The 26,313-nt window shown below is 36.0% G+C and carries 29 protein-coding genes and 1 riboswitch; of the genes, 12 read left to right on the top strand and 17 right to left on the bottom strand.

The genetic code is table 11. The features are described 5' to 3' along the window. Positions 1-207 precede the first annotated feature (207 nt). Together MHH98_RS02830 and MHH98_RS02825 are read left to right on the top strand one after the other, a co-directional pair. The gene (locus MHH98_RS02830; protein WP_076035142.1) at positions 208-1,590 is read left to right on the top strand and encodes an alanine/glycine:cation symporter family protein; all 1,383 of its coding nucleotides are present in this window, start codon (positions 208-210) and stop codon (positions 1,588-1,590) included. 71 nt (positions 1,591-1,661) lie between these two features. Then, positions 1,662-1,886 carry a DUF1128 domain-containing protein gene (locus MHH98_RS02825; protein ID WP_038178574.1) on the top strand — a complete coding sequence of 75 codons (225 nt, stop codon included), beginning with the start codon at positions 1,662-1,664 and terminating at the stop codon, positions 1,884-1,886. 55 nt (positions 1,887-1,941) lie between these two features. Here the strand turns inward: MHH98_RS02825 and MHH98_RS02820 are convergent, their stop codons facing one another. The 4 genes from MHH98_RS02820 to motA all read right to left on the bottom strand — a co-directional run bounded on the left by MHH98_RS02820 (position 1,942) and on the right by motA (position 5,616). Beyond that, positions 1,942-2,850 (bottom strand): pseudouridine-5'-phosphate glycosidase, encoded by a 909-nt coding sequence (locus MHH98_RS02820; protein WP_038178576.1) that lies wholly within the window; start codon positions 2,848-2,850, stop codon positions 1,942-1,944. 3 nt (positions 2,851-2,853) lie between these two features. Further along, the gene (locus tag MHH98_RS02815) at positions 2,854-3,945 is read right to left on the bottom strand and encodes a carbohydrate kinase (protein WP_038178716.1); all 1,092 of its coding nucleotides are present in this window, start codon (positions 3,943-3,945) and stop codon (positions 2,854-2,856) included. A 98-nt stretch (positions 3,946-4,043) separates the two neighbouring features. Further along, entirely contained in the window at positions 4,044-4,829 is a 786-nt protein-coding gene (gene motB, locus MHH98_RS02810) for a flagellar motor protein MotB (RefSeq protein ID WP_038178578.1), read from the bottom strand. After that, the gene (gene motA, locus MHH98_RS02805) at positions 4,813-5,616 is read right to left on the bottom strand and encodes a flagellar motor stator protein MotA (RefSeq protein ID WP_038178580.1); all 804 of its coding nucleotides are present in this window, start codon (positions 5,614-5,616) and stop codon (positions 4,813-4,815) included. The genes motB and motA overlap by 17 nt, the downstream gene beginning before the upstream one ends. A gap of 191 nt (positions 5,617-5,807) precedes the next feature. On the opposite strand from motA, the gene MHH98_RS02800 reads away from it, so the two are divergent. The 4 genes from MHH98_RS02800 to MHH98_RS02785 all read left to right on the top strand — a co-directional run bounded on the left by MHH98_RS02800 (position 5,808) and on the right by MHH98_RS02785 (position 9,248). Continuing rightward, a complete protein-coding gene (locus MHH98_RS02800) occupies positions 5,808-7,040 on the top strand; it encodes an aminopeptidase (RefSeq protein WP_038178582.1) in 1,233 nt (410 codons plus the stop codon). 192 nt (positions 7,041-7,232) lie between these two features. Continuing rightward, entirely contained in the window at positions 7,233-7,367 is a 135-nt protein-coding gene (locus tag MHH98_RS02795) for a hypothetical protein (RefSeq protein WP_255511482.1), read from the top strand. 240 nt (positions 7,368-7,607) lie between these two features. After that, positions 7,608-8,615: a rod-share determining protein MreBH gene (gene mreBH, locus MHH98_RS02790; RefSeq protein ID WP_038178589.1), complete on the top strand. Its 1,008-nt coding sequence runs from the start codon at positions 7,608-7,610 to the stop codon at positions 8,613-8,615. Positions 8,616-8,687: 72 nt separating this feature from the next. Then, the gene (locus tag MHH98_RS02785) at positions 8,688-9,248 is read left to right on the top strand and encodes a beta-class carbonic anhydrase (RefSeq protein WP_038178591.1); all 561 of its coding nucleotides are present in this window, start codon (positions 8,688-8,690) and stop codon (positions 9,246-9,248) included. Between the two features lie 162 nt (positions 9,249-9,410). Here MHH98_RS02785 and MHH98_RS02780 read toward each other — a convergent pair whose 3' ends face one another. The 3 genes from MHH98_RS02780 to MHH98_RS02770 all read right to left on the bottom strand — a co-directional run bounded on the left by MHH98_RS02780 (position 9,411) and on the right by MHH98_RS02770 (position 12,587). Further along, positions 9,411-9,956 carry a GNAT family N-acetyltransferase gene (locus MHH98_RS02780; RefSeq protein ID WP_038178593.1) on the bottom strand — a complete coding sequence of 182 codons (546 nt, stop codon included), beginning with the start codon at positions 9,954-9,956 and terminating at the stop codon, positions 9,411-9,413. A gap of 6 nt (positions 9,957-9,962) precedes the next feature. After that, complete coding sequence (locus MHH98_RS02775; RefSeq protein WP_076065920.1) at positions 9,963-11,753, bottom strand: M3 family oligoendopeptidase; 1,791 nt, start codon at positions 11,751-11,753, stop codon at positions 9,963-9,965. Between the two features lie 63 nt (positions 11,754-11,816). Then, positions 11,817-12,587, bottom strand: a complete 771-nt coding sequence (locus tag MHH98_RS02770) for a polyphosphate kinase 2 family protein (protein ID WP_038178597.1) — start codon at positions 12,585-12,587, stop codon at positions 11,817-11,819. 220 nt (positions 12,588-12,807) lie between these two features. Here MHH98_RS02770 and MHH98_RS02765 point away from each other — a divergent pair, with 220 nt between their 5' ends. Then, on the top strand, positions 12,808-13,536 hold the full coding sequence (locus MHH98_RS02765; protein WP_038178598.1) for a tryptophan-rich sensory protein: 729 nt from the start codon (positions 12,808-12,810) through the stop codon (positions 13,534-13,536). 57 nt (positions 13,537-13,593) lie between these two features. Here the strand turns inward: MHH98_RS02765 and map are convergent, their stop codons facing one another. Together map and thiT are read right to left on the bottom strand one after the other, a co-directional pair. Then, complete coding sequence (gene map, locus MHH98_RS02760) at positions 13,594-14,346, bottom strand: type I methionyl aminopeptidase (RefSeq protein ID WP_038178600.1); 753 nt, start codon at positions 14,344-14,346, stop codon at positions 13,594-13,596. 204 nt (positions 14,347-14,550) lie between these two features. Beyond that, positions 14,551-15,111, bottom strand: coding sequence for an energy-coupled thiamine transporter ThiT (thiT, locus tag MHH98_RS02755; RefSeq protein ID WP_038178602.1), 561 nt, complete (start codon positions 15,109-15,111; stop codon positions 14,551-14,553). Positions 15,112-15,245: 134 nt separating this feature from the next. Then, a riboswitch (TPP riboswitch) is annotated at positions 15,246-15,351 on the bottom strand. A 146-nt stretch (positions 15,352-15,497) separates the two neighbouring features. Between thiT and MHH98_RS02750 the strand changes: the two genes are divergently transcribed. From MHH98_RS02750 to MHH98_RS02730, 5 genes are all read left to right on the top strand, one after another. Further along, positions 15,498-15,863: a M20/M25/M40 family metallo-hydrolase gene (locus MHH98_RS02750; RefSeq protein WP_235175656.1), complete on the top strand. Its 366-nt coding sequence runs from the start codon at positions 15,498-15,500 to the stop codon at positions 15,861-15,863. A gap of 85 nt (positions 15,864-15,948) precedes the next feature. Next, complete coding sequence (locus tag MHH98_RS02745) at positions 15,949-16,083, top strand: peptidase dimerization domain-containing protein (RefSeq protein ID WP_268746448.1); 135 nt, start codon at positions 15,949-15,951, stop codon at positions 16,081-16,083. Beyond that, the gene (locus MHH98_RS02740) at positions 16,029-16,559 is read left to right on the top strand and encodes a M20/M25/M40 family metallo-hydrolase (protein ID WP_268746449.1); all 531 of its coding nucleotides are present in this window, start codon (positions 16,029-16,031) and stop codon (positions 16,557-16,559) included. The genes MHH98_RS02745 and MHH98_RS02740 overlap by 55 nt, the downstream gene beginning before the upstream one ends. 120 nt (positions 16,560-16,679) lie before the next feature. Next, complete coding sequence (locus tag MHH98_RS02735; RefSeq protein WP_235175657.1) at positions 16,680-16,943, top strand: hypothetical protein; 264 nt, start codon at positions 16,680-16,682, stop codon at positions 16,941-16,943. A 58-nt stretch (positions 16,944-17,001) separates the two neighbouring features. Beyond that, positions 17,002-17,136 (top strand): hypothetical protein, encoded by a 135-nt coding sequence (locus tag MHH98_RS02730; protein WP_235175658.1) that lies wholly within the window; start codon positions 17,002-17,004, stop codon positions 17,134-17,136. A gap of 232 nt (positions 17,137-17,368) precedes the next feature. Here MHH98_RS02730 and MHH98_RS02725 read toward each other — a convergent pair whose 3' ends face one another. From MHH98_RS02725 to MHH98_RS02690, 8 genes are all read right to left on the bottom strand, one after another. After that, on the bottom strand, positions 17,369-18,598 hold the full coding sequence (locus MHH98_RS02725) for an aminopeptidase (RefSeq protein WP_038178603.1): 1,230 nt from the start codon (positions 18,596-18,598) through the stop codon (positions 17,369-17,371). Positions 18,599-18,600: 2 nt separating this feature from the next. Beyond that, entirely contained in the window at positions 18,601-19,746 is a 1,146-nt protein-coding gene (locus tag MHH98_RS02720; RefSeq protein WP_038178606.1) for a DEAD/DEAH box helicase, read from the bottom strand. A gap of 100 nt (positions 19,747-19,846) precedes the next feature. Further along, positions 19,847-20,548 (bottom strand): aspartate/glutamate racemase family protein, encoded by a 702-nt coding sequence (locus tag MHH98_RS02715; protein ID WP_038178608.1) that lies wholly within the window; start codon positions 20,546-20,548, stop codon positions 19,847-19,849. A 3-nt stretch (positions 20,549-20,551) separates the two neighbouring features. Beyond that, a complete protein-coding gene (locus MHH98_RS02710; protein ID WP_038178610.1) occupies positions 20,552-21,772 on the bottom strand; it encodes a carboxylate--amine ligase in 1,221 nt (406 codons plus the stop codon). A 131-nt stretch (positions 21,773-21,903) separates the two neighbouring features. Beyond that, a complete protein-coding gene (locus MHH98_RS02705; RefSeq protein ID WP_081729987.1) occupies positions 21,904-22,875 on the bottom strand; it encodes a C39 family peptidase in 972 nt (323 codons plus the stop codon). A 56-nt stretch (positions 22,876-22,931) separates the two neighbouring features. Beyond that, complete coding sequence (asnB, locus tag MHH98_RS02700; protein ID WP_038178612.1) at positions 22,932-24,752, bottom strand: asparagine synthase (glutamine-hydrolyzing); 1,821 nt, start codon at positions 24,750-24,752, stop codon at positions 22,932-22,934. A 214-nt stretch (positions 24,753-24,966) separates the two neighbouring features. After that, a complete protein-coding gene (locus tag MHH98_RS02695) occupies positions 24,967-25,119 on the bottom strand; it encodes a Fur-regulated basic protein FbpA (RefSeq protein ID WP_076035144.1) in 153 nt (50 codons plus the stop codon). A 57-nt stretch (positions 25,120-25,176) separates the two neighbouring features. Further along, a complete protein-coding gene (locus MHH98_RS02690) occupies positions 25,177-25,773 on the bottom strand; it encodes a VanZ family protein (protein WP_051448535.1) in 597 nt (198 codons plus the stop codon). Positions 25,774-26,313 lie beyond the last annotated feature (540 nt).

Below are 26,313 nucleotides of genomic sequence, written 5' to 3'. Positions count from 1 at the left end.
ATAAATTCCTCCTTGCATTTAATCCCTTTGAAATAGTATGCCCTTATACTTTAACAATAAAACTAAAGTGATGGCTATACAATGTAATCTCTTTAAAAAATATTTCTTGACTTATAGACAGAAAATTAAGAATAATAGTATGTAGTAGGGAAATTAATAGAAATAGGAGGAATGTTTTACAAAAAGTGGATGAGGAGGAATTGTTGAATGGATAAGTTAAATGAGATTTTAGGATCAATATCAGGCGTACTATGGGGAATCCCCTTAATCGTCCTAATTGTCGGTTCAGGGATTTATCTCACTATTCGAGTGGGTGTGTTACAACTTAGACTATTACCAACAGCTCTTAGACTCGTATTCTCTAAAAAACATGCAACAGATGCTGAAGGCGATATTTCACAATTCCAAGCTTTAACAACAGCACTTGCTGCTACAGTTGGTACCGGTAATATCGTTGGTGTAGCAACAGCGGTTATTCTCGGTGGACCTGGTGCAATATTCTGGATGTGGTTCTCTGCATTCTTTGGTATGGCAACCAAGTATAGTGAGGCTATTTTAGCAGTTCGCTTCCGCGTAAAAGATTCCAAGGGGCAAATGGCTGGTGGACCGATGTACTATCTTGAGCATGGTCTTAAACAGAAATGGCTAGCTGTATTATTCGCATTATTTGGTGTTTTAGCTTCATTTGGTATCGGAAATGGTACACAATCTAACTCAGTTGCCGGGGTTGTAAATTCTACTTTTAAAATTGATCCATGGATTACTGGTATTATTTTAACTATTTTTGTTGGCCTTGTTATTTTAGGTGGAATTCAATCTATTGGTAAAGTAACTGCAGTTTTTGTTCCAGTTATGGCTATTTTTTATTTAGCTTCTGGGTTAATCATTATTATTATGAATATTACTGCTGTACCTGAAGCATTTATGACAATTATTAAAATGGCATTCTCTGGAGAAGCTGCTGCAGGTGGAGCAATTGGTGCAGCAATTCGCTATGGTGTTGCTCGAGGAGTATTCTCTAATGAAGCTGGTCTAGGCTCTGCTCCAATAGCTGCTGCTGCTGCGAAAACAGATTTACCTGGACGACAAGCACTTATTTCAATGACACAAGTTTTCTTTGATACATTCTTAATCTGCTCAATTACTGGCTTAACTATCGTTATGTCCGGTGTTTATACAAATCCAAAACTAGAAGCAAATGCACTAACAACTCAAGCATTTGGTCACTTCTTAGGTAGTTGGGGACCAATTGTTGTAGCAATCGGGTTAATTTTCTTTGCTTCTTCAACTATTTTAGGATGGGCATATTATGGTGAAAAATGCTTCCAGTACTTATTTAAAAATCCGTTTGCTCTTTTAGTTTATCGTATTATTTTCGTAGCTTTCGTATTTATCGGTGCAACTATTCCACTTAATATCGTTTGGACATTCTCTGATGTTGCAAATGGCTTAATGGCCATTCCAAACTTAATCGGTCTTATTGGCCTATCAGGGATAGTTGTTTTTGAAACAAAACGTATTAAAGAAAAGCTAAAAGAAGAGAAAAAAGAAAAATTAAATAACAAAGCTGAGCAATCTGCAAAAGCTTAATCAATTTTTAATTGACATTCAATACATTGCATGAAATGATACTATGTATGTAACGAAAGGTAGGGAATCCTATGAATTTAACTGAACCCTCTACTGAGAATGTCATCTATATGATTGATATGATCAAAGATAAACTTCGTATGGTTAATGCCGACGCAATGAAACCAGAGCATTTTGATACCGAGCAATACGAGGACCTTGTCTATCTTTATGAAATGGTAATGAAACGTGATGCATTTAGCCCAAGTGAAATGCAAGCAATTGTAAGTGAGTTAGGCTCACTCCGAAAATCATAAAAAAGCTAGGAACAGCCATAATGTAACGGCTATGTTCCTAGCTTTTTTCATCCAATTATTTATTTAAAGCTACAGCAATTTTAGAACCTATTACAGCATTATGTTTTACTAATGCGATATTAGCTACTAAGCTCTTGCCCTCTGTTAATTCTTTCACTTTACCTAATAAGAATGGAGTTACTTTTTTACCACTAATACCATTTTCTTTAGCTTCTTGCAATGCTGTTTCAATGATGTTAGTGATGAATTCATGATCCATTGCATCAGCTTCTGGAATTGGATTAGCAATTACTGCTCCACCCTTAAGTCCAAGATCCCATTTTGCACGTAATGTTTCTGCTACCGTTTCAGGGTTATCTGCACGGAAGTTTACAGCGAAATCACTTTCACGTGTATAGAATGCTGGTACTAAGTCTGTTTCATAACCGATTACTGGAACACCCTTTGTTTCAAGGTACTCTAATGTCAATCCGATATCTAGAATAGATTTTGCACCCGCACATACTACAGCTACATTTGTTTGTGAAAGTTCTTCTAAGTCAGCTGAAATATCCATTGTTGTTTCAGCGCCACGGTGAACACCACCGATACCACCTGTTACGAACATTTCGATGCCAGCTAATTCTGCACAGATCATTGTTGCAGCCACTGTAGTAGCACCTTTTTGTTTTGTTGCTAGTAAATAAGCAAGGTCACGACGAGATGTTTTTGCAACGTCTGGTGAGTTACCTAGTACTTCTAACTCTTCATCAGAAAGACCGATTTTGATTTTACCATCTAAAATAGCAATTGTTGCTGGTACTGCACCGTTATCGCGGATGATTTGTTCTACTTCACGTGCTGTAACAACGTTTTGTGGATATGGCATACCATGTGAAATGATTGTAGATTCTAACGCTACGATTGGTAGCCCTTTTTCTTGTGCAGCTTTTACTTCTTCTGAGAATGATAAATATTGTTTCATGAATTATTCCTCCAGCTCATTTTTTAGTTTATTTGCAGATAACTCTGGTCTTACTGTAAATGCACTTTGTAAAGTTTTTGCTGCGTTCATCAAACCATTTTGAATATTTTCAGCGAAAGGTTCTTGTAGAATCCAACTATGTAGCAATGCTCCTACAAAAGCATCTCCAGCACCAGTCACATCTTCAACATGATCAATTTGAATTGCAGCATAGCTCTTCACAGGCAAATCTTTAGACGCTGCGTAGACGCCTTTACTGCCTGCTGTAATAACAACATTTTCTGCACCTTTTTCCAATAAAGCTTGTACTGCTTTTTTCCAGTCTTCCTCTGAGGTAATCGTACTATCCAAATACGTTTCTGCTTCATCGCGATTACAGATAAACCATGTTACGCCATTTAAATCTTTTGGCATACGATCCATCTTCGGTGACGATACTGGAATTAATACAAATGGAATTTGTCTAACCAATGCAAGTTCTTTAATACTCTCGATTGTTTCTTTAGGACAATTCAAATCCATAACGATACATGCTGCATTTGACATCGTTGCCTCGTGCTTCATCAGCAACTCTGGTACTAATAGATCATACACATCCATATTCGCTACAGCTAAAAGCATTTCTCCTTGCTCATCTAAAACTGCCGTATAAGAGCCAGTTGAAGCGCTTTGGAATTGTTCTACGTTAGAAACATTCATATAGCTTGCTGAAGCTTCTTTAATAGCATTCCAATCTGAATCCTTGCCTGCACCTGTTAAAAGTGAAACATGGTGTCCTAGGCGCCCTAAATTTTCAGCAATGTTTCGAGTTACACCACCGATACTTTGTGTAACGGCAGCTGGATTAGAGGTTCCCAACTGAGCTTTACCTTTAATATGAAACTTACGGTCCATATTAGCTCCACCGATACAAATTACTTCATTTTCTTCCGGCAATATATACGCCCTCCCGACAATTTTACCTTGACGTGTTAACCCTGAGATAATATTCGCTAAAGCGGGTCTAGACATATTTAACTCTTCGGCCATTTCTTGTTGGGACAAAAAAGGGTTTTGGCGAATAAGCTTTAGGATCATTAACTCTTTTTCATTCATGTCATCACCCTTATTACTTTTGTTTAGATTATAAACTTTTGTTTTTATAATGTCAAAAAAAAAAAAAAAACGATATGTAAAATACATATCGTTTTTTCTTATTCTGATTTTGCTGATGTTTCTTTTTCGTTTGTATTTGTATCTTCTTTTTTCACTAAAGGCTGAATAAGTACTTCTACACGTCTATTTTTCGCACGACCTTCATCTGTCTTATTAGATGCAACAGGTTCATTTTCCCCATATCCTTTTGCACTAAAAAATGCTGGATCAAGTTTAACATTTTCATCTACAACTAATTTCAAGAAATTAACTGCACGCATAACACTTAGCTCCCAATTCGAAGCAAATTCTGCATTGTTCATTGGTACATCATCTGTATAACCTGTAATAATTACATGACGTGGTGGATCGAATACAAGTAACTTGGATAATTCTTTCGCAATATTTTGATATTCATCTTTTACATTAGCTTTACCTGGATCAAAGAGAATACTATCACGAATTGTTACGAGTAATCCTTCATCTGTCAGCTTTGTTGCGAATTGCTTTTCAAGCTCATTCACAGCAATAAATTCATCTACATTCCCTTTTATCTGTGATAAGGCTTCTTGATCTTCTAAATATGCTGAGTTGCTATCTTTTTCAGTACTTTCTGGTTTTTGTGGTTCAACTGGTGAGGGCTGCTCAAATACGCCCTCACCTGAATCGAAAATAGAGCTAAAAACTGTAGAAAGCTGTTGCATTTTTTGTACATCGACAGTACTAGAAGCAAATAAGACAATAAAGAGCGCTAATAATAATGTTAGGATATCGGCATATGGAATTAGCCAAGATTCATCTGTATGTTCTTCATGCTTTTTTCTTCTTTTAGATCTCTTTGCCAAGGCCACTCGCCCCGCTTTCGTCCATTATTTGAGAGCGATCTTCTTTGGTTAAATAAGATGCCAATTTCTGTTCGATTACGCGAGGAGCTTCACCTTCTAGAACCGATAAAATACCTTCAATCATCATTGTTTTTTGACGAATTTCTTGGCTAGATTTACGTTTTAACTTATTTGCAAATGGATGCCATAATACATATCCTGTGAAGATACCTAGAAGTGTCGCTACGAACGCTGCTGAAATAGCATGTCCCAATTTTTCAATATCGTTTAAATCTCTTAGTGCTGCGATAAGACCAATTACTGCACCAAGTACCCCTAAAGTTGGGGCATATGTACCTGCTTGTGAGAAAATCAAAGCTCCACTTGCATGGCGATCTTCCATCGCTTCCACTTCTTCATTTAAGACGTCGCGGATATAATCTGCATTTTGACCATCAATAGCCAAAGTCAATCCATTTTTCAAAAATGGATCATCAATTTCCGATACTTTACTTTCAAGTGCAAGTAGCCCTTCACGACGAGCTAAATCTGCCCATTGCGAAAACATTTTAATAATCTCTACATCACTTACTAACTTTTGCTCCTTGAAGATAAGACCAAACAGCTTAGGTATACGTTTTAGTTCATTCTTAGGAAATGCGATCGTAATCGCTGCGATCGTACCGAAGATGATAATAAGTATCGCTGCTGGATTCAGTAATGCATCAGGAGTAACACCTTTAAAATACATTCCTGCTAATAGCGAAACAAAAGCTATTATTAAACCAATAATCGATGATAAATCCATTTTAGTACCCCCAAAATCGTCATTCTTTTTTTTATTTCGGTTTATATTTCATTATTTTAATAATCTATTGTAAACAATAGAAGATATTTGCTGAAATTTCGTGAAAAGGACAAAATTATGGTCCTTCACTTTTTCTTTTATAATCTTTCAAAAATTGTTACAATTAACTTAAATTAAGGAGGAATGTCGTCATGATTTCATTCAATGAGAAATTAGATCGTTATGCTGAACTTGCTGTTAAAATAGGTGTCAACATCCAACCCAATCAATTTCTTTACATCAGCACTTCTACTGATAATGTAGAGTTAGTCCGCTTAATTACTAAAAAAGCTTATGAAGCTGGCGCTAAACAAGTATTTGTTGATTTCGCAGATGATCAAATTAACCGTTTACGTTATGAGTTAGCTCCCGCAGACTCTTTTGACTTTTACCCACATTGGAAAACGGAAGAACGCAATTGGTTAGCAGAACAAGGTGCTGCTTTCATAAGCATTGTTTCCCAAAGTCCAGATTTACTAGCGGGGATTGAATCTAGCCGTATCTCTGCATTCCAAAAAGCTACCGGTAAAGCCTTGAGTAAATATAGAGAATATGCACAATCTGATAAAATTAGTTGGAATGTTATTGCAGCATCTTCTAAAGATTGGGCTGCCAAAGTTTTCCCTGAACTACCTCAAGACCAACAAGTTGAGCAACTTTGGAACGCAATTTTCAAAGCTGTAAGAGTCGATGTAGCAGATCCAATCCAAGCCTGGAAAACACTTGATGAATCACTACACGATAAAGTATCCTATTTAAACGAAAAAAAATACCATAAATTGCATTACCGTGCACCTGGAACAGACCTTACAATCGAGCTTCCTAAAAACCATTTATGGTGTGGTGGCGGAAGTGTCAATGTGAATGGTAAAGAGTTTATGGCTAACATGCCTACAGAAGAAGTCTTTACTGCACCTTTTAAAACCGGCGTTAACGGTTTTGTTTCTAGTACTAAACCATTAAGCTATGGTGGCAATATTATTGATCAATTTAAAATTACCTTTGAAAATGGTCGAATCGTGGACGTATCTGCTGAGCAAGGTGAGGAAGTACTTAAACAACTTGTAGCTACTGACGAAGGTTCACATTATTTAGGTGAAGTTGCTTTAGTTCCACACAATTCACCTATTTCGCAATCGGGTCTATTATTTTATAACACACTGTTTGACGAAAATGCTTCCAACCATTTAGCTATTGGTAGTGCTTACGCATTCAACATAGAAGGTGGTAAAACCATGTCCCGTGAAGATATTGCCGAGAACGGCTTAAACCAAAGTCTAACACATGTAGATTTTATGATTGGTTCTGACAAGATGGATATAGACGGTATTACAGAAGATAACAACGTAGAACCAATATTCCGCCAAGGAAGCTGGGCATTTTAATATTCCAGCAAGTTTTCTACAAATAATAATGTAACTATTATTTTGCACTCTAAATCCTACTGAAGTGTACAACTTACGTACATATAATGCATTGGTAAAATGGTAATCCATAAATTAGACTTATGTTGAAGCAAAATATCATGTATACTGGTAGTTAATGAATCTTTAATAATGGTAGAGAGGAGTTTTATCATGGGTACATTTATAGTAACAGTATTAGGATTTTCAGCACTTATCCTAATCACTGGTGGAATCCTTATTCACTATTTACTAGTAGGATTAGATACTTCAACTGCAACTCTTGTTGATCCAAAACCAAAAAACTAACTTTTAATCCAAAACAGTTACTAATAAGTAACTGTTTTTTTATATTTTCCTCACAATTTTGTAACAAACTTGTGACATAATAAAACTAATTACCTATATTTTTACCAAAAAATGATTATTAAAAAATACTAATTTCACATATTTCCTTAATACGATTTACAACTTCCAAAATGTAACATATGTGTTTTATCGTTTTTCCTCTATACTTATGAGGCAATGTTATAAGGGAGGAAGTATACAATGTTTTCAACAACTGCAATTGGAATCGATCTTGGCACAGCCAATACGTTAGTATATACAAAAAACAAAGGAATTTTATTAAATGAACCATCAGTTATTTCAGTAAATACAACTACAAATGAAGTTATCGCAATCGGTACTGAAGCGAAGAATATGATCGGTAAAACGCCCGCGAATATTCAAGCAATCCGTCCCCTTCGCGATGGTGTCATTGCCGACTTTGATATGACTACCGAAATGATTAAAGTCATTATGCAAAAGGTCGGAAAAATTATAGGTGGCTCAATCCGTAAACCAAGTGTAATTGTCTGCACTCCCTCAGGAGCTACTTCAGTTGAGCGCTTAGCTATAAAAGATGCTGTTAAACAATGTGGAGCTAAAGAAGTCTTCTTAATCGAGGAACCAGTTGCTGCTGCAATTGGTGCTGATCTTCCCGTTAGTGAACCTATCGCAAGTGTCATCGTTGATATCGGTGGAGGAACAACAGAGGTCGGAATCATTTCATTTGGTGGTGTTGTTACTTCAAACACTATGAAACTAGGTGGCGACCGAATGAATGATGAGATTATTCATTTTGCACGTAAGGAATATAGCGTGCTAATCGGTGAACATACTGCTGAGAATATTAAGAAAGAAATTGGTTATGCTTTAATTCAACATGATAAAGAGTTCATGGAAGTACGTGGTAGAGATATAGTAACTGGTTTACCAAAAACGATCACTTTAAATTCAGAAGAAATTCAAGGTTGCCTTAAAGAATCTCTTCTTTCAATCTTAGAGGTTATTCGTAGAACATTAGAAAGCTGCCCACCAGAGTTATCCGGAGATATTGTAGACCGAGGTGTTGTGTTAACAGGTGGCGGTTCTCTATTAAAAGGTATGCCTGAATGGCTTTCAGATGAACTACTTGTTCCTGTTATTCTAGCTCCATCACCATTAGAATCTGTTGCAATTGGTACTGGACGTTCTCTAGATACAATGAACCTTTTACAAAAATTGAATTCTTAAATTCGTGAAAACTTATTCTCTTTTCTGAATAGTTATTCTAAAATAAGTATGTAAGGAAAGGGGAACTTTTTAATGTCTATAATAAATGAGATTCTTACATTCAATGAAGCCTTTGTAGAAGAAAAGCAATATGAGCCTTTTATTACAAGTAAATTTCCAGATAAGCATTTTGTTATTTTAACATGCATGGATACTCGCCTTGTGGAACTATTACCAAAAGCAATGAATTTACGTAATGGCGATGTCAAAATCGTTAAAAGTGCAGGTGCAACATTAAACCATCCATTTGGTGGTATTATGCGCAGTCTACTTGTTGCAATTTATGAGTTACAAGCAGATGAGATTTTTGTCATTGGGCACTACGATTGTGGTATGAGTGCAGTTAACCCTGACAACATGTTAGCTAAAATGGTTGATCGTGGTGTTTCTCAAGATACCATTGATCTTCTAAATTACTCTGGTGCAAACTTACATGACTGGTTAAGAGGCTTTGATGATGTAACTGAAAACGTACGAAATAGTGTTGAGATGATTCGAAGTCATCCTTTAGTTATCGACTCTATTCCCGTTCACGGTTTAGTAATTGACCCAAGTACAGGACGTCTTGATGTAGTTGAAGACGGTTCAAAATAATTGATATGACAAAAAGCGAGAGTCACCTGTTAAGTGACCCTCGCTTCTTCTTTTTCGAACAGAAATCGACGTATTTCCCAGGAAATGATTCGCTAATTATTTCATTCCGTACAGCATCCCTCTGACAGTACTTTTCCATCTCCGCCAGACGGCCTTACCCTTTCAAAATTCATCATCTATATAAGAATACAAATAATGATCTTCCCAGTTTCCGTTAATGTACAGTAGCTTTCTTAATAATCCTTCTCGCTGGAATCCTGTTTTCTCTAAAACGCGGACAGAGCCAATGTTCTTAGGCGATACGTAAGCTTCTACTCGATGTAGCGACAAATCTTCAAAGCCAAATTTAACTACTAGCTCTAGCGCCTCAGATGCAATTCCTTGTCCAATATAACGTTTATCTACTGAATAACCGACAAAAGCACTTGCAAATGGTAATCTCTTGATAGAATAAATCGATATATGTCCTACAAGATCCGACGTTCCCATTGCAAATATTGCAAAACTATACTCACGGTTGAGTCTCATACGCTGAATAGACTCAATAATCTTCTTTCTTTGAGTGTGTTCTGTATAAAACTCATCCTCATGTAATGGCTCATAGATCGACCAATAGCGCTTATTACGCTTAACTAGATTTGTGAATGCCGAAACATCGGCTTCCTCTAATGTTCGTAAATAGCAGCGATTTCCTTCAAGAAACACCATGTCAGATCACCCTTTTTGAGTGGTTAATTCTAAAAACTGTTCAACATCCTGTTCACATATACGAATTCCCTTTTCCCAGAATGCCTTTTCTGTAATATCCTCACCTAAATGTTTCATCGCTAAATCTTCTACAGACATAACAGCTGTATCTTGTAATAAAGCGATATATTTATCTTCAAAACTACTACCTTCTTCTTTCGCCTTAGCATAAATACTTAATGAGAATAAATAGCCAAATGTATATGGGAAATTATAAAATGGCACGCTTGTCATATAGAAGTGCAATTTTGAAGCCCAGAAATGGGGATGAGCAACATTTAGCGCACCTGCATAAGCTTCTTTTTGTGCTTCTTCCATTATTTCATTCAAGCGTTGAGCTGGTACAATTCCTTCTTTACGTTCTTCATAAAAACGTGTTTCGAATAAGAATCGAGCATGAATATTCATGAAGAATGCGACACTGCGCTGAATTTTATCTTCAAGTAATGCTATTTTTTCATCTACCGAGTTTGCTTCTTGAACAGCTGCATCTGCAACAATCATTTCAGCAAATGTAGAAGCTGTTTCTGCTACACCCATTGCATAGCCAGTATTCAAAGTATGAATCGGACGTAATGCATACGAATGGAATGCATGACCTAATTCATGTGCTAATGTTGCAACATTAGACATAGTACCACTATAAGTCATGAAAATTCGTGATTCTTTCGTTAATGGTAAACCAGTACAAAATCCACCTGGACGTTTATTTGGGCGATTTTCTGCTTCAATCCATCCGTTTTCAATTGCATTTGTAGCGAAGGTTTCTAGCTTCTTGCCGAAACGTCCGAAATTTTTAATGACAAATGCTGCGCCTTCTTGATAAGAAATCGTCTCAGTTGATGCAGTAATTGGGGCATCTAAGTTAAACCAATCCATTGTACTTGTATTTAACAGCTCTGCCTTACGCTTTAAATATTCAACGAAAGGTGCTTTATGATCTGTAATTGCACCCCACATTGCATCAATCGTTTCAGGTTGCATACGGTTAGTTTGAAGTGGCTCTTGTAATACCGAATCCCAACCTCTTTTTTTGTATGTAGCTAATCGGAACCCTGCTATATGATTCAACGTTTTTGCAAAGAATTCCTCTTTTTCAGTCCATGTTTTTTCAAGCGCTTCATAAGCAGCTTGACGCACTGTAGCATCTGGATGTGAACTTAAGTTATTCGCTTGGCCTACCGAAAGCTCTTTTTCCCCACCATCAATTGTAAAAGGAATTTTAATATCGCTAATCAATAGATCATACATTTCTCCCCAAGCATTATAACCATCTACTTTTAATGCAGAAATAATATTCTCTTCCTGCTCAGAAAGTTTTAATTTAGTTTCATCTCGCCATTCATTTAAAGTGAAATTGAATTGTGATAACTCCTCAGTAGTTAGTAAATCTGTCCACTTTTCTTCTTCTATGCCACTTAATACTTGTTGAAATTGCAATTTAATCGGTGCAAAATTCGCAGCTAATGATGAAATTTCACCACGTAGTAAAGATGCTTTTTTATCAGTCATATCTTGCGCTTGTAAACAAGATACAAATGAACCTGCTTGCCCCATATTAATATATACTTCTTTCATTAGTTCTAGAACATTTAAAATGGATTTTGCATCTTCTGCCACAATACTTGAAACTGCATTTTGAAGTTCTTCTAATTCAACTTGGATTCTGTCTAATTGGATTCTTAATTCTTCTGAATTGCTACCTCCTGTAAATACGGACTCTAAATCCCATACTTCTGGGAATTTTTTGTTTGTCATATTCCGACCTCCATTACTAAATTATCTTACATATTCAGTATAATACTTCTGGACACGAAATAGTTAGACTTCTTCGCTAATAGTTTCCGAGGGATCAGTAATTTTTAATCCTCTAAGTTCACATTCTCTTGTAACATGTGCGATTATTTCTTTTAACACTTGAATTCGTGCGTAATTTTTATCATCACCTGATATTAAAATCCATGGTGCATGAGGTTTATCGGTCTTCTTGAACATATCATTTGCTGCTTCAACATAAAGTGGCCACTTGTCACGATTGCGCCAATCTTCATCTGTAAGCTTCCATTTTTTATAGGGATCTTCTTGTCGTTCTTTAAATCGATTTAATTGTTCTTCATTTGACACTTGAATCCAGAATTTCGCTACGATATAGTTATCATCTGTAAGTAGTTTTTCAAATCGGTTAATTTCTTCGTAGGCACGTTGCCATTCTTCTTGTTTAGCAAAGCCTTCAATACGTTCTACTAGTACTCGTCCATACCATGAACGATCGAAAATGCCGATTTGCCCTTTGTAAGGTAGGCGCGTCCAAAAGCGATGTAGATAGTTATATTTTAGTTCGAAGGGTTGCGGTGCGGCAATTGGATGTACGATATATCCACGAGGATCCAGTCGTTGTGTTAAACGTTTAATCGCTCCACCTTTACCAGCTGCGTCCATCCCTTCAAAGGCTAACACAAGCCCTATATTATGATTGAACAAGAACTGTTGAATATTTAATAGTTCAAATTGTAATTTTTTTAGTTCCTTTTTGTAGGAAGGTTTATCGTTTAGATGTTTGTCTAATTTTATATCTTCAATGCGTTTACTCACTTTAACCACTCCTTTTACTTTTATACTATTATTTTACAGCAAATTGTACTGAAATGATATTTGTTGTTCTAACTAATCGAATGTATACTTTATACATATACATTAAAATCGGAAGATATTGTTTGTATATATACGCAATTTTATCGAGATTCTTTTCTACTTCAGAGTGCAACAACATTCAGATTTTTATACTATTCCCAACATGAAGGAGGAGATTTTATTGGGGAGATTGATTATTATTACCATCGCTTATATTGCAATGGTAACCGTAAACTTAGCTGCTAATATTCTTCCACTAAATGGTCAAACTACTGGCGAAATCTCCGACAGTTATACGGTTCTTTTCACTCCAGCACGATATGTTTTTACTATTTGGGGCTTTATATACATAACTTTAGCTTACTGGATTTATAAACATTGGTTCAATCATCAGATAAAGAACACGATTTCTATTCAACAAACATTGTTATTTACAGCCAGTTCACTACTTAATGTTTTGTGGATTTTCCTGTGGCATTATAATTACTTCCAACTTACTGTTGTTGTAATGCTACTATTATTATCTTGTTTAGCACTTCTATATTTCTCATATAGTAATGATGAACAAACATGGTCAAAGCGCATACCCATTTCCATTTACTTTGCTTGGATTTGCGTAGCAACAATAACAAATATCTCTTTCGTTTTAACGTCTAATCATTGGAATGGCTTAGGTTTAAGTAATCCTTTGTGGGCTGTTATTATGCTTACTCTAGGTACCGCTATTGCACTTCATATTCGTTTCCACCATTATGATATTTATTTTCCTATCGTCTTCATTTGGGCTTATATAGGGATTGCGATAAAAAATGGCTTTGAGGAATTACTAGTAACGACCGCAGCACTTTTTTTAAGTGGCGTCTTATTGGCAGGAATCTTATTTATAAAAAAACAAAAGCCTTCTAAATAACTGTAGAAAACAAAAAGCCTCCCTTGAAGAAAATTCAAGGGAGGCTTTTTCATTATTTTAGTCTAATTTAGTTGTAATAATAGGTTCACCATCTGTTACGATGATTGTATGTTCATATTGAGCAACTAGTGATTTGTCAGGCGTTATAAATGTCCAACCATCACCTGCTTCAACGATATGTTCTGCTTTTTGAGAGATGAACGGTTCAACAGCTAAAACCATACCTTCTTTTAAAATGGTGCGATCCCATGCATCAAAATAATTTAATACATGTTGTGGATCTTCATGAAGTGAACGGCCAATGCCATGACCTGTTAAGTTCATAATAACTGCTAAACCGTTTGCCTTCGCTTCACGTTCGACCGCTTTACCAATTTGGTTTAAACGTGCACCTGGTTTTACTTTCGTCATCGCACGATCAAATGCGCTTTCTGCAACTTGACAAAGTTTATCGATTTCTGGGTAAGATCCTTCACCTACAACAAATGACACGCCAGTATCTGCAAAATAGCCATTAACATGACCTGAAACGTCAATATTAATAAGGTCTCCCTCTTTTAGAGTAAGGTTCCCTGGAATGCCGTGTGCAACTTGTTCGTTCACACTTATGCATGTATATCCTGGAAAATCATATTCACTTTTAGGTCCTGAAACGGCTCCATTTTCTTCAAATAAACGGCCACCAATTTCATCTAATTCTTTAGTTGTAATTCCTGGTTTTGTTGCTGCCTTCATCGCTTCACGGATTTGGGCCATCACACGTCCAGCTTTTTTCAATCCTGCAATATCCTCTTGAGTTATAGCTATCATTTTATACGATCCCTTCTTCTCATATGTCTACTCTCTACTATAACACTTTTTTCGCAAAATGAAGAACATGAAAATCGCGTATATAGCTATTTCAAATGTCTATATATTTAGAATAATTTTATTTAGTTCTTATGTTTAACATATGAAATTACATAACTGAAAGTACTAAAAGAGGACTCCATCTATAAGGAATCCTCTTTTTTTTTAATTTTTTTGTTGTAATAATCGCGGTGCTGAAGTAAATAAAAGTACAGCTACAACCGCTGTTAGTATAGTAGCTGGCAACATATACGTACCATTATAAATTATAGAATACAAATAAACATTTTGGTCACCTGCATATTCGCTAAAGAAGACAATCCCTGCTGTAGTATGAGCAATATACCTCAATAAACCACCTAGAGTTGTACCGAGCACAATATACAAAGTCATTGCTTTTTTGTTTAATTGCTTACTCGCTGCAAAAACTAGATGTCTCACAACACCAGCTAGACCGACTACAGTAAATGCTATAAAGTAATCGATAAATCCCTGAACAGGTGTGAAAATTGAAGCACCCATCGCCACTTGCAATAAACCAATTAAAAACCCGGTAATTAAACCACCCGATACACCCCATCGGAATGCCATTAATACAATTGGTACCATAACAAGACTAATAGAACCACCTTGAGCCCATAGCTTAAATGATAACTGATCCAAAATTAAGCCGATTGCAGAAAAAATTGCAATCTCGATTAAAAACAACAATCTCTTTTTGTTCAAAATAAATATCCTCCCGTAGTTCTGATGTAGAACACACAAGACCTAAACGTATCCCATTTGTAAATGGGCTCTAGATAGTAAAACTTTTGGCAACAAAAAAACGACATCAGGACAGGTCCTGACATCGGTTATATGTCGGTTTCTATCCACATTCCTACGCAAGCATTAACTTACAGGTTCAAAGGGTTAGAACTTTGGGTTCACTCTCAGCCGACCATTTCGGCTCCCCTTGTGGTAAATACATCATTTAATTGTAATTGTAGAACACCCCTATTGTACTCAAACAATTCTTTTATTTCAATAGATTACTCTGAAATGAATGAGAGATTTCTTTCAAAACGTATATAATAAACAAAATGGAATTTAATTGAAGTGATTACAATTAGATGATTAGTTTACTTAAAAAGCTAATCATATATAAAAGTGATACTCCTACTGGCGCAAATGAAGCATTACAATTTTGTGCTAATTGGCTTGAGAAACAAGGTATAGATGTTAACCTACATCAAAATAATGGATTTGATATTTTAACAGCTGAAATTGGACAAGGTGCAGATTGTCTTATCTGGAACGGCCATGTTGATGTCGTCCCAGCAGCAATTGAACAATATACCCCCTTTGTAGATGGTGATCTTTTATACGGACGTGGAGCTGCTGAAATGAAAGCCGGAGTTGCGGCGATGATGTTCAGCTTTGTAGAGTTATCTAATCAGCTGACAAGCTGCCTAGACGCCTTCAACTTCATCTGGTGACAGACGAAGAAATTGGCGGTGAAAATACCTCTGGTACGCTTGCTCGTAATGGCTACAATGGCCAATTTGTGGTGTACCTACACAAATGCAGATTGGTTTACAAGCAAAAGGCATTCTTCAATTCGAACTTCAATTTAAAGGTAAAGCATCACATGGTAGTCTTCCTTGGGAGGGGTTAAATGCCGTTTTACAAGCCCTGCAATTCCACTCAAACTGTTAGAATCACCAATAACAAATGCTCGTAATGTATTTTATGATTCTCCATCAATTAATTTGGCAACAATACAAGCAGGTGAACGTTTTAATGTCGTCCCAGATCAGTGCAATGTACGCTATTATATTCGATACGTCCGAGGACAATCAGCAGAAGATATTCTAAATGAAATTCAAAAAATTCTCGATGATGAAAAAATATCAGCTGAAATAATTATTCACAGTATTGCTCCTGCAGTTAAAACAGATGCTGATGATCCATTTGTTTTATCATTAATAAAAACAATGACAACAGTTTGCGACAAACAGGACATGCTATTTGGACAACATGGATCTGCTGATACTCGATTTTATGCTGCAGATGGTGTAGGAGCCATCGAATTCGGACCGACTGGAGCAGATTGGCATGGTCCCACTGAATATGTCAGTATTTCATCTGTATACCGTTACGCAGATATAATAAAAGTACATGCATTGAGTTGAATCTTTTTGGGCTTTGTAGCGTAGATAATAATATGACTGGAGGTGCTTGGGCTGGATAACAATCGAGTATTGTCTGCATTGTGTTACTTTAGTATATTTTTTGCCGGATTTATTTTGCCAGTGATTGTTTATTTTGTCAGTGCTGATTCGAATGTAAAAAACCATGCGAAACGAGCATTCATATCACATCTTTTACTCATTATCCCATCCATTATCGGTTTCATTATTTTCTTTGTCGTGTTTGGATTTTATGGCAGTGGTTCTGATAATTTTATAAGTACAGGGCCAATTTTAATTATCTCGTTTATCATTTTAGAAATTCTAATATCTGTAGCAGTAATCATTTGGAATATCATCCAAGGTGTTCGTGTACTACGCGTTTAAGATGAAGCATCAATGGGAATAAATTATTATTAGCTTATAAGAAATGGAGTGCGACTAAATGAAGGTAAGAAACGTAGTAAAAACTGCAATTAAATTAGCACCAATTGTTTATCCAATCGTTATTAAAGTTATTGATTCTCGTAAAGCAAAATCAAAAGCAAAACAAGCACCCACAACAAGATATAAACCATAGTATTAATTACTCCTATGCGGATAAATCCATGCATAGGGGTTTTTTTTATGGAATTGTGATTGTTGCTTTAACTTTAGGATTTGTTGCACTAAGTCATCTGTTTGTAATTCAGCAGAATATTCACGTCCTTTTCATTCCAAATAAAAGCTAAACATCACCCAGTTATATTCTTCTATAACAATAAAAAAACTGGAACGCCCTCCAAGGAGACGTACCAGTTTTACTCAATTAATTAAAATGCCCAACTACCATTACGGAAAATCGGTTCTATTGTACCATCTTCTAAAACACCGTCAATATTCATGTCGGCACTACCAATCATGAAATCCTCATGTGTAATAGAAGTATTAATACCGTGCTCTTCTAGTTGTTCGGGAGATAACTCACTACCATCTTCATAGCACGTTGGATATGCTTCACCGATAGCTAAGTGATTAGAAGCATTTTCATCAAATAATGTGTTGTAGTAAAGAATATTTGATGCAGAAATTGGTGATTCATGTGGCACTAATGCTACTTCACCAAGGTATTTTGAACCTTCATCAGCTTTGATCAATTCTTGTAATAAATCATTGCCCACGCCAGCTTCAGCTTTGACGATTTTACCATTTTCAAACGTTAATTTGAAATCATCAATGATATTGCCTTGGAAGACAAGAGGTTTTGTATTTGATACAAATCCGTCTACTCCATATTTTGATGGCATTGTATATACTTCTTCCGTCGGCATATTAGCCACAAATGAAGTATTCTCTGGTGTTTTACTAGCACCAGTTTGCCAAATATGTTTGTCAGGCAATTCGATTGTCAAATCAGTTCCTGGAGCTGTGTAGTGAAGTTTTACAAAGCGTTTAGCATTCAGTATAGCCGCACGAGTATCTAGGTTTTCTAAATGACCTTGCCAGTTTTCAACTGCATTTCCTTCGCCAATACGAACTGTTTTGAAAATCGCTTCCCATAAGGCTTCCACTTGTTTGTCAGCTTCTAAATTTGGGAATACTTTCGCTGCCCATTGCTTCGACGGAACAGCAATGATTGCCCATGCAACTTTATCGTTCATAACAGCATTACGGTAATTCGCTAATGCTTTACCCGCTGCTTTTTGTTGTGCAGATAACTTAGACACAGGGACACCTGATAGTAAATCTGGATCTGCGGCATCAATCCATAATAAGGCACCTTTTCGTTCGATTAGTTCGTCACGCTGTTCACTAATCCAACGGGGGTATTTTGCAAATTCATCCTCAGGAGCATTATCAAAAAAAGCGCGGTCAATCTCTCCATCAGAAAAATTGACAGTAACGCGACCTGCTCCTGCTGCATATGCTTCTTTTACAACTAAACGTGTAAACTCAATTGTATCTGTAGTTGTGTTAATTAGAAGTGTTTGACCTTTTTGAATATTAACGCCTACTTTTACAGCAAGCTCAGCAAATTGTGCTAATTTCTCCTGGAATGTCATTCTTATTTGCCCCTTTTCACAGTAGGTTTTGTTGTTCCTTCGATTAATTTTCCAGCTGTCCACGTTTTTTCAACGGGTTTTGATGGCAGCTCACGAGTCCATTTACGATACGTATGCTCTTCATGGTGTGCAAGTAATGTTAATACTTCACCATCTGCTCCTGCGCGTCCTGTACGGCCTGAACGATGTAAGTATTGCTCCATTGTATGTGGTACATCTACATGTATTACATGTGTTAGACCTTCAATATCTAATCCACGTGCAGCTACATCTGTCGCAATTAAAATACGTGCTTCGCCTTTACGGAACGAATCTAGTGCCTTTTTACGCTCTTCTTTTTTCATTTCTGAGTGTAAAACAACAATTGGTGCAGCACGGTATGATAATTTTGTTTCTTTCATCAATAATTGATCTAAATTATTTACAAATGCTAAACCACGTAAACCTTCTACATTTGAAAGCTTACGTAACATTTCTGTTTTATTTCTCTCTTCGATTTTCATAAATGAATGCGTTACCTTTCCTTGGTTTGGCATTTCATCTAAGCTAACTTTGAAGCGTACAGGCTCATTCATCATACGTGCAGCGACTAGCTCGATTTCCTCAGTAATTGTTGCAGAAACAACAGCTACTTGGCGACCATGACTTGCTCCATCGATAAATGATTTTACTAATACGCGATAGTCACGACTAAGAAGTTGGTCCCCTTCATCAAGGACAATTTTCGTTAGTTCATGAAGCTTTAGTTTTTTTGCTTTTACTAATTCGTTTAGACGTCCAGGTGTGCCGACAACGATTGTTGGTTTTTTCTTTAGTTTATCAATTTGACGTTGTGGATTCGCGCCACCTATTAATGGAACGACTGTAATGTTCGTTCCTGCAACCCACGTACGGATAACTTCAACAATTTGCATACATAACTCTTGTGATGGAGCGATAATTAATGCTTGTGTTGCTTTTTTAGTACCGTCAACTGATTGTAAAATTGGTAAAAGATACGCAAGTGTTTTACCCGTTCCTGTCGGAGATTCTGCTACGACGTCTTTGCCCTCAAGTAATGCGGGAATCATTTCATCTTGGATTGGCATTGTATGTTCAAAAGTCCATTTTTTTTGTAAATCTTCGTTTAATAAAGTTAAAAAAGACATTGCTGTTCCACCTTCTCCCATTCACATATATGTAATGTGAAATATAGTTTTTATATAAAAACCTGCCCTTTAATTGAGATGAAGGACAGGTTTTTGCGCTCTAATCTAGTAATTCATATCCACAACTAACAATAGCACAATCAGCAAGTACAAGTAACGAATCAATATAAGAATCATCAAGAGCAAGCTCACGATTTACAATTGAGAGCTCTGTACATCCTAAAATAATACGATCACAGCCTTCAGCTTTTATCGCTTCTTCAATCATATTCCATTCGTTATGTGTAACGGCTTTTCCTGCTTTCACATAGTCATAAATGATTGACATGACTTGCTTTTGCAGTTGTTCATTTGGGATAACTGGTTCTAACCCAACCTCTTCCAATGCATGTTGATATACACCTGAGGTAAGGGTACCGGTTGTTGCTAATACTCCTACTCGTTTTGCACCGAGTTGTTTTGCTTTATTAGCTGTTTCTCGAATCATATGCAGTACTGGTACCGGTGAGTTTTCTTGTAGCTCATCATAAAATGTATGTGCTGTGTTACAAGGAATTGCAATTAGCTCTGCTCCAGCAGTCGCTAGCTTATGCGTATCCTCAACCATTAAAGGTACCGGACTTGGTTCAGATGGATTCAGAATATGAGCTGTTCTGTCAGGAATACGCGTATCATTATCTATAATGAAATGCACATGTTCCTGATCTTTGAAAGCTTTCGTTCTACGGACAATCATTTCTCCTACAAGCATTGTTGCAAGTGGTCCTACTCCACCAATAATACCTAATGTTTTTTTATTCATGACTTAAGACAAACCTTTGTTATTAAAATATTTTTTATATTTACGGTAGTAGTTTAAATTGTTAAGCGTTAATTTAAACCAACGTTTAATGTTAAAATCCTTTTTATAAAATAACGAATTCGTCATTTTACCCGCTCTGATTAAACGTTTGGCTTCTGCTTTAAGTTCCTCATTTTGAGCATATTTGAATAGAACGCCTTTGGGGATAATCATCCATAAATGCTTTTCCTTCGCATACGTTAATCCTAAATCTTTACCTAACATACGATCATCTGCTACATACTTCATCAAGTTATGTCCGCTTGCTGTTACGTAGTAGCTACTACGACCGTTACGTAAATTGATTTCGAATAATTTATATTCACCATCACGAGAATCGTACTTCATATCGAAGTTAGCAAAACCTGTATAACCGATATCCTCTAGGAAGATACGTACTCGGTCCATAATTTCTTTATCATATGTGTTAATGATAGCTGCATAGCTACCAATTCCTTCTGGTGAATGCTCTTCAAGGATTGGATTACCAAGAGACATCAATTTCACTTTACCATCTTGTCCAACATAAGCATTCAATACTCGCATATACGAATCATCACCAGGGATGAATTCTTGGATGATTAGATGGTCTTTATATGTTGAGCTATAAATAGCTTTTAATATTGCAGTTTTCTCAGCTTCATCATGTGCAACGAATACTTTTTTCTTACCTGGGAAACTACATGCCCAGTATTCAACTGAGTTAGACGCTTTAATAATAATAGGGTATTTAAATTTCACATCAAAGCTTTCATATGTTTCATACGTGCAAGTATCAGTTTTTGGATAGCTGAAATTATATTTCTCACACATTTTGTAAAAGTTTTCTTTCAACAAAATTTGATCCATTAATGATTCATCGATATATGGCACTGTGAAATATTTGATTAGCTCTGGTTTGTTTTTAATAATTAGTTTCGCATAATCATCGCCACAAGCTAGTAGCAATAATTTTTTATGAGAATATTTCTTTGCTACTTTCACCATTTCATCTACGAAAGTTTCTTGCTCGTTTAAATTGGGTACTTGTTCAAAGTGTAGAATACTACTATTTTGCGTTGCAGTTAAATGTGAACGACCGATAACGATTGGTTTAATGCCGTATGCTTCATAAAATGAACGAGCCATTCCGTATGCATTCATATCTGATCCGATTAATATTGGTAAAAATGGTTGTTCTGCCATTGTATATCATCTCACTTATAGTCTATTGTTTTGCCATTAGTGTAACATATTTCGTAAATTCTTTTTGAATGTTCATATACGACTTGTATACCCTTATCAAAAAATCACAGAGGTTAATCCCCCTGTGATGATTACTTCCAAATTGCAACAGCTTGTGATCCGAGTTTCTTATAACTTTTGAAAAAGCTAGTTTCGTCGTGAGAAACATAGCCGTGTAACGGATCCATTACAATTACTTTATCATCCATATGCCCAGTTAGAACAACAGCATGAAGATTACGATACATATCCAGTTTTCTATTTGTTCCCTTAACCCACCAGCCTTCTTTAAAAGTAGGCTTAGATAGATCAAGTGTAACCCAAACTACAACAGGTACTCCCTCTTGAACAAGCGAGACTATTTCCTCTGCACTTTGACCACTTACATTTTCTACTTTCAACGATACGTCCTTGTCTTTTGCTATTTTCTTTGCTACCTTTTCAATCACTGGCGCAAAGACATAGGTACCTGTAAGTTTGTTAAATGGATCACCCGCATACGCTTTTGCTGGATCAGGACCTATGCGTTTATTCCCTTTTTCAACAATCTCTTGTTTTGGTAAATAGTTTTTAGCCATATCTGTTTTTGATAAATTTAACCCGTAATAATTAAGTGCTGCAGTTAAAGCTGTGATTTCACAGCCATGGGGTAGTTCAGGATTTTGCATTATGATCGGCACATCTAATTGCTGTTCCTCACGTTCAAAATACGTCTCCAACACTACATAGCCCATATCTTCTTGAATCGTCACAACTTTACCGACACTTTTTTCCTGTTCACTATCATCTGTATAAATTGATGAAGGGACAAACAAATATTGATGCCCTTCTTGTAAGTCAGTAATGATAGCTTCTCCTTCTATATCCCCAGTCGCTGTCGTTACATCCTCATTCGTCTCCATATCTCGGACGGTCACTTTCATATCAGGTATCGGCGTGCGGCTACCGAATTCAACAATGAGTACTTTTATGCCCTCATCTAGCTGCTTTTCTTTTGCTGGGGAAATGCTGCTGCAACCGCTCACTGCTACCAGCAGTACAAAGCAAAAGAGGAGCAGCCTCATTGGCATTTTACCTCTCATATCCAATGCTGATGATCCCTTCTACTTATCACTTGTTTTTAGCTGAAATATTTTTTGTACCAAACTAAGAACATATAAATTGTCCAGATTTTACGTTGATTTTTCGCTTTGCCTTCGTAATGGTCTGTTAATAATTTAACAATTGCTTGTTGGTCAAAGAATTGTGCTGCTTCTGGAGATTCAAATGATTCTTTAATCTTGTTGAAGTATTTTTCTTCTTGTATCCATAAACGAATTGGTACTGGGAAACCGATTTTTTTACGATTTGCCCATGCTTCAGGCAATGCGCGTTTAGAAGCTACACGGAATGCATATTTCGTATCAACATCATTAACTCGGTAGCGAGTCGGTACTTTCGAAGCCACTTTCATTACTTCTTTATCAAGGAATGGTACGCGCAATTCAATTGAGTGCGCCATACTCATTTTATCTGCTTTTAATAAAATATCGTCGACTAACCATAAGTTTAAGTCTAAGATTTGTTTTTTCGTTAAATCGTCTTCGCCTGCAGCCTTTTTATAAACAGGCATTACGATATCTTTGACAGATGGTGCATCGTTATATTTTGCTGTTAAAATATTAGCTGCTTCTTGCTCTTCGAAGATGTGTGCTTGTCCAATAAATGTTTCCTCTACTGGCAAGCCACCTTTCATCAAGAAGTGTTTACCTCTTACTTCTGGAAGCATTTTGGCAACTTCAGATACTGGACGACGGATGAAGCCCGGTACTTTTTTATATTTTTTCATAGACGATGATTCGTCGTATTCTTCATAACCACCAAATAATTCATCGGCACCTTCACCAGATAACACTACTGTTACATGTTTGCGTGCAAGCTCAGCTAAGAAGTAAAGTGGTACGATTGATGGGTTTGAATGTGGTTCATCCATAATATATTGAATCTCATCGATTTTGTTAAAGCATTCTTCTGGATCAAGTACTTCATTGACATTTTCAATACCGAGCTCTTTAGATAACTCTTTTGCAGTGTCAATTTCAGAGAAGTTTTGAGCGCTAAAACCTACCGTGAAAGTTTTATCTGGTTTTAAAACAGAGGCTACATAGCTTGAGTCAACACCACTTGATAGGAATGAACCAACTTTAACATCTGAGATTTGGTGTGCTTTAATTGAGTCACGCACGACACTATCGATCTCTTCAACGATTTCATCAAGTGGACGCTCTTCAGGATTAAATTTTGGTTCCCAGTAGCGAGTAGTTGTCACTTTGCCGTTTTCGTACGTCATATAGTGAGCTGCTGGCAATTTGAAAACACCCTTAAAGAATGTCTCGTTTAACACTGGGAATTGGAATGTTAAATAAGGCTTTAACGCTTTTTCATTTAATACTTTATCGAAATGTGGATGTGGCAAGAAGGTTTTAATTTCTGAACCGAACATTAAAGTACCATTCATATGGGCATAATAAAATGGTTTAATACCGAACATATCACGTGCAGCAAATGCTCGTTTTTTGTTACGATCCCAAATAACGAATGCGAACATACCACGTAATTTAGTTACTAATTTAGTACCGTATTCTTCATAACCATGAATTAAAACTTCACTATCTGTTTCAGTTGTAAATGTATGCCCTTTTTCTATTAGGTCTTTACGGATATCTTGATAGTTATAAATTTCACCATTGAAAATTAATACTAAAGATTGGTCTTCATTATACAAAGGTTGGCTACCATTTTCTAAGTCAATAATACTTAAACGACGGAAACCAAGTGCAGCTTCACCATCTGTAAAAGTACCTGCAGAGTCTGGTCCACGGTGAATAATTTGATTCATCATATTCTCTAACACTACGTCAGGGTTTGAAACCTCACCTATAAATCCTGTAAATCCACACATATATTTAAATTCTCCTATCTTGTTACATTCAGTCATATATTTTAACACGCACTAGTTTGCTTTATAATAAAAAATCACATAGTAATTATACGCTATTTTCTCTATTTCTCCAATGTTTGTCTATGATAACAAAGTCATTTTATCGCCTAGTATCCACGATTATTATACTATTTCCTCGCAAAATCGAAAAAGATTGCCACCAAGTAGCAATCTTTTATTGACAATGCTTTTGATATTCTTCCACAAGCTCCTCTATAGATACTTGATAAAGCTGTTGATCATTAACTTTAAAAACACCTAACGCCATTAAATCATCTATAATATGCATCTTTTTATTTTCTTCTAATTGTTCTCGTTGTTCAATCATTTAAAAAACCCCTTCTTACATAAATTGCTCCATTATCCATACCCGAAAGTTCGTAAATTAAACAATTTGCTTACATTTTGACCCGATACTTGGCAACCCCTTTTTCATCCCTTTGTATACAAGATAGCCTAATATCGCACCCAATGTATTTAACCAAAGATCATCTACATCAGTACTACGCATTTGTGGTAGTTGCATTGTTTCGATAAAGAAAGATAAACTCAAAGCTGTAATAAAAACATAAGGAAACATCTCCATCTTGCGCCATAACAGTGGTAGTAAAAAACCAATTGGCATGAAAATGGCTATATTACCAAGAAAGTTAATGAAAAATGGCTGCCATAAATCTAAATAATGAATAGCGTTATACACATCCGTGAACACTTGGAACAATTTTAAATTCACACCTAAAATCATATCCTCTTGGAAGCGCATTTGAAGATGCTGTAGACTCATGCCATTTCTAGGTACGATTGTTTCATAGAACAAACCAATTACATACACAGAAAAGAACAATAACCCTATTTCATGCCACCTATTAGTCGGAGGATTCCCTTTTCTTTTGCGAGACTTGAATCGTAAATAAACGACAAAAGGAATCGCCACAATCATAACAGGGATCATTTCAAGTAGGTAATACAGTATATCTGACAACCTTTTCACTCATTTCATACTTTCTATTTAACAGGACAAATTATATAGGATTTAGTTGCAAGAAAATATTAAAATTCAATTACAATCTTATATCGAAATAGTTTAATATTAATTTGCTCACCTTTAGACAGGGGTATCGCCTTATACAAATACCATATTTAAACAATATCAATTAACTTAACTATAGCATAATATTCTTTTTCTTGTGTGCAATAAACGTTAAATTCAAAAGTCTTTTATCTCTTTGTTAATTCAGTGCTGACAAGGATATGTAAGATTCGATCTTATAAAAACTGTATACTTTCATCTATAAAATGTTCAAATTTTTTATAAGTTATTTATCTCATTATTATTCAATTAATTAAGTCCATTCACCATGACTTAATGTAATTATATGCCATAATAATTTGCTATCTCTCCCTCTATATTTCTCTAATGTAGTATCCGATTAGTTTTACTAACAGGAAAATATCCCCTAGATTAATTTTACTGAGTAAGTTAGAAAGTAAAAAAGCCAATTAAATTAACTCTTCAATAGAG

The organism is Viridibacillus sp. FSL H8-0110 (assembly GCF_038003565.1).
Lineage (GTDB): Bacteria > Bacillota > Bacilli > Bacillales_A > Planococcaceae > Viridibacillus > Viridibacillus arenosi.
Note: the sequence above shows the minus strand (reverse complement) of the source record. Positions and strands in the feature narration are given on the sequence as shown.

Bases quoted from the DNA above. Each gene is read 5' to 3' on its own strand.
- MHH98_RS02830 (WP_076035142.1), top strand. From the start codon at position 208: ATGGATAAGTTAAATGAGATTTTAGGATCAATATCAGGCGTACTATGG.
- MHH98_RS02825 (WP_038178574.1), top strand. From the start codon at position 1,662: ATGAATTTAACTGAACCCTCTACTGAGAATGTCATCTATATGATTGAT.
- MHH98_RS02820 (WP_038178576.1), bottom strand. From the start codon at position 2,850: ATGAAACAATATTTATCATTCTCAGAAGAAGTAAAAGCTGCACAAGAA.
- MHH98_RS02815 (WP_038178716.1), bottom strand. From the start codon at position 3,945: ATGAATGAAAAAGAGTTAATGATCCTAAAGCTTATTCGCCAAAACCCT.
- motA (WP_038178580.1), bottom strand. From the start codon at position 5,616: ATGGATTTATCATCGATTATTGGTTTAATAATAGCTTTTGTTTCGCTA.
- MHH98_RS02800 (WP_038178582.1), top strand. From the start codon at position 5,808: ATGATTTCATTCAATGAGAAATTAGATCGTTATGCTGAACTTGCTGTT.
- MHH98_RS02795 (WP_255511482.1), top strand. From the start codon at position 7,233: ATGGGTACATTTATAGTAACAGTATTAGGATTTTCAGCACTTATCCTA.
- mreBH (WP_038178589.1), top strand. From the start codon at position 7,608: ATGTTTTCAACAACTGCAATTGGAATCGATCTTGGCACAGCCAATACG.
- MHH98_RS02785 (WP_038178591.1), top strand. From the start codon at position 8,688: ATGTCTATAATAAATGAGATTCTTACATTCAATGAAGCCTTTGTAGAA.
- MHH98_RS02780 (WP_038178593.1), bottom strand. From the start codon at position 9,956: ATGGTGTTTCTTGAAGGAAATCGCTGCTATTTACGAACATTAGAGGAA.
- MHH98_RS02775 (WP_076065920.1), bottom strand. From the start codon at position 11,753: ATGACAAACAAAAAATTCCCAGAAGTATGGGATTTAGAGTCCGTATTT.
- map (WP_038178600.1), bottom strand. From the start codon at position 14,346: ATGATAGCTATAACTCAAGAGGATATTGCAGGATTGAAAAAAGCTGGA.
- MHH98_RS02750 (WP_235175656.1), top strand. From the start codon at position 15,498: ATGATTAGTTTACTTAAAAAGCTAATCATATATAAAAGTGATACTCCT.
- MHH98_RS02745 (WP_268746448.1), top strand. From the start codon at position 15,949: ATGCAGATTGGTTTACAAGCAAAAGGCATTCTTCAATTCGAACTTCAA.
- MHH98_RS02730 (WP_235175658.1), top strand. From the start codon at position 17,002: ATGAAGGTAAGAAACGTAGTAAAAACTGCAATTAAATTAGCACCAATT.
- MHH98_RS02725 (WP_038178603.1), bottom strand. From the start codon at position 18,598: ATGACATTCCAGGAGAAATTAGCACAATTTGCTGAGCTTGCTGTAAAA.
- MHH98_RS02720 (WP_038178606.1), bottom strand. From the start codon at position 19,746: ATGTCTTTTTTAACTTTATTAAACGAAGATTTACAAAAAAAATGGACT.
- MHH98_RS02715 (WP_038178608.1), bottom strand. From the start codon at position 20,548: ATGAATAAAAAAACATTAGGTATTATTGGTGGAGTAGGACCACTTGCA.
- MHH98_RS02710 (WP_038178610.1), bottom strand. From the start codon at position 21,772: ATGGCAGAACAACCATTTTTACCAATATTAATCGGATCAGATATGAAT.
- MHH98_RS02705 (WP_081729987.1), bottom strand. From the start codon at position 22,875: ATGAGGCTGCTCCTCTTTTGCTTTGTACTGCTGGTAGCAGTGAGCGGT.
- asnB (WP_038178612.1), bottom strand. From the start codon at position 24,752: ATGTGTGGATTTACAGGATTTATAGGTGAGGTTTCAAACCCTGACGTA.
- MHH98_RS02695 (WP_076035144.1), bottom strand. From the start codon at position 25,119: ATGATTGAACAACGAGAACAATTAGAAGAAAATAAAAAGATGCATATT.